This is a genomic window from Schnuerera sp., from assembly GCF_035459645.1.
In the GTDB taxonomy this organism is placed as follows: domain Bacteria; phylum Bacillota; class Clostridia; order Tissierellales; family Tepidimicrobiaceae; genus Schnuerera.
Genome location: NZ_DATHXO010000317.1, coordinates 1 through 1,953, shown reverse-complemented (window position 1 = coordinate 1,953; position 1,953 = coordinate 1). Strand labels below are relative to the sequence as shown.

Here is a 1,953-nt window from a genome sequence, read left to right as displayed (position 1 = left end):
CTCCCAACGCATTTAATAATTTAATTATTATAGGAGTGCCATCTTTAGTTTTTCCCACATATGCTACATTGTCGTGATAATCTGCAGGAGTAGGATTTGTGTTTTTTCTATTCACTGTAGCTGTTCCATCTCCATTATCAGTTAATTCCATATTTACAAATACTTTAGTAAATAAACTTGCTTCCATCTGCATAGCTGTAAACTCTAGCTGTGGCAATTCTTCCTCATATACTGTATCTCCTACTATATGGCCTTTCTTCCCATCTACTTCTATATGTCTCATAGTTAAGTTTGAGTTGAAATCTCCACCTCTGACATATCCAGCTTCCATCTCATCTACTTCATCAAAATTCACAAAAAACTTACCCTCTCCTAAACCTATTTTACTAAAATCTTTATTCATCATCTATCCCTCCATCTTAGTTGAAATTCAAACCTTAATTCATTCCAGTATTGCTTGTCAGTGATACTAGACAAATCATTCAATATAACAAAATAGACACTAGCTGATGTTTCTTCTTTAGCATAGTGCCATTTATCCAGTAATTTTATTATTTTATTTTGAACATTTAATAGTTCCATTATGTTTGAATATCTTAAATCTATAACAATTTGCCCATCTACTCTCGCATAGCTTTTATCGAATATATCTATATCAAATAAAATATAATTATCTGTTAGTGAAGTATACTTATACCTAACATTTACATCACTTAATTCATTTAATTTTAAATTTATCTGCTGGATAAAATCTTTAATCATTTTCCCACCAACTTTGTGAAAATATCTTGCATCATATCACTATATCTTTTCATATTATTTTTTACAGTAGGTTCTAAGAAAGGCCTTGTCTTTTCCTGCTTTGGTGCATACTTAACATTACTGCCTATATGCAAAGTATCTTTTGATAGTTGCCCCTGTGGGTTGTCTTCGCTATGAATATTTCCTTGTAAGTCTGCTGTAACCTGCCCTTTCTTGTCTCCAGCTACATAAGTTACAGACGCCCTCATTCTACCTGTGTCAACCTGCTTGTTCCCTGTTATTTTCAAAGTTACATCTCTTTGAGCTTCTAACCCTACTGCCTCTAGTGAAGTTTCTGATGCTTCCTTTATAGCCTCTAATATTTCTTTTTTGTATGACTTGTAATTACTCATCATACCACCTCTTTCAATAACACTTTTAGATGATGGTCTCTAGAAATAGTATTCTTAGGCTCACTTGCTACTCTGTAATTATCTATATAGTCATCCTTGCCTATAGACTTTGTAATCGCTGTAACCTCAATATAGGCCTTGTAGTCTACACTTATATTCCTAGCTCTTGCGTACTCTAATTCACTACTACCAGCTTGATTGATTATTCCTCTAATTGTATGAGAGACTTCAACTTCTTCCTCTACACCAAAGTCATTTGTAACTAATTCTATTTTTTTAAGTGTTAAATCTGTATAGTAATCTTCAATAGCCATAGTTACCACCTATCCTGCCATCTTAATTTGTTATTAGCTGTCGGAATATCAGGATATACTCTCCTATATTTGTTTAATTTATCTTTATATATTTCTTCCCAACTCTGGTCTTTAGAAAAGCTGATTGAATAATCATCAATACTTTCAGAAGCTAATCCTATCTTGCTTTCATCAAAGTTTCCTACTTCCATTGCTAATTCTATAAAGTGTTTTGGTGGAGTAGAACCATAAATTACAGAAGTTTCCTCTGTGCTTTCAGTTCTTAATTGTTCTTTTACTATTATTTCATTAACTGTAGCACTTTCTATTTCATATATTCCATCATTCAAATAACTACCTTTGATTATTACATACATTCCTACCAGATATGTTTGAGTGAATGTTCCTTTGATTGAGTTTGTTGCAAATTCATACATTCCACTTTCTCTAGATTTGATAAAGTGATTATTTATACTATCCATTACTTCTATCATTCAATCACTTCC

At 32.2% G+C, this 1,953-nt stretch carries 5 protein-coding genes; all 5 read right to left on the bottom strand.

Going from position 1 to position 1,953, the window contains the following annotated elements; all coding sequences use genetic code 11:
• The coding region (locus VK998_RS07460) for a hypothetical protein (protein WP_325227171.1) at positions 1-403 on the bottom strand (403 nt) is incomplete at its 3' end.
• Positions 403-762 carry a hypothetical protein gene (locus VK998_RS07455; RefSeq protein ID WP_325227167.1) on the bottom strand — a complete coding sequence of 120 codons (360 nt, stop codon included), beginning with the start codon at positions 760-762 and terminating at the stop codon, positions 403-405. The genes VK998_RS07455 and VK998_RS07460, both read right to left, overlap by 1 nt.
• Entirely contained in the window at positions 759-1,154 is a 396-nt protein-coding gene (locus tag VK998_RS07450) for a hypothetical protein (RefSeq protein WP_325227164.1), read from the bottom strand. Before VK998_RS07450 ends, VK998_RS07455 begins: the two co-directional genes overlap by 4 nt.
• Complete coding sequence (locus VK998_RS07445; protein WP_325227162.1) at positions 1,154-1,468, bottom strand: hypothetical protein; 315 nt, start codon at positions 1,466-1,468, stop codon at positions 1,154-1,156. Before VK998_RS07445 ends, VK998_RS07450 begins: the two co-directional genes overlap by 1 nt.
• A 2-nt stretch (positions 1,469-1,470) precedes the next feature.
• The gene (locus VK998_RS07440; protein WP_325227158.1) at positions 1,471-1,941 is read right to left on the bottom strand and encodes a hypothetical protein; all 471 of its coding nucleotides are present in this window, start codon (positions 1,939-1,941) and stop codon (positions 1,471-1,473) included.
• Positions 1,942-1,953: the final 12 nt, after the last annotated feature.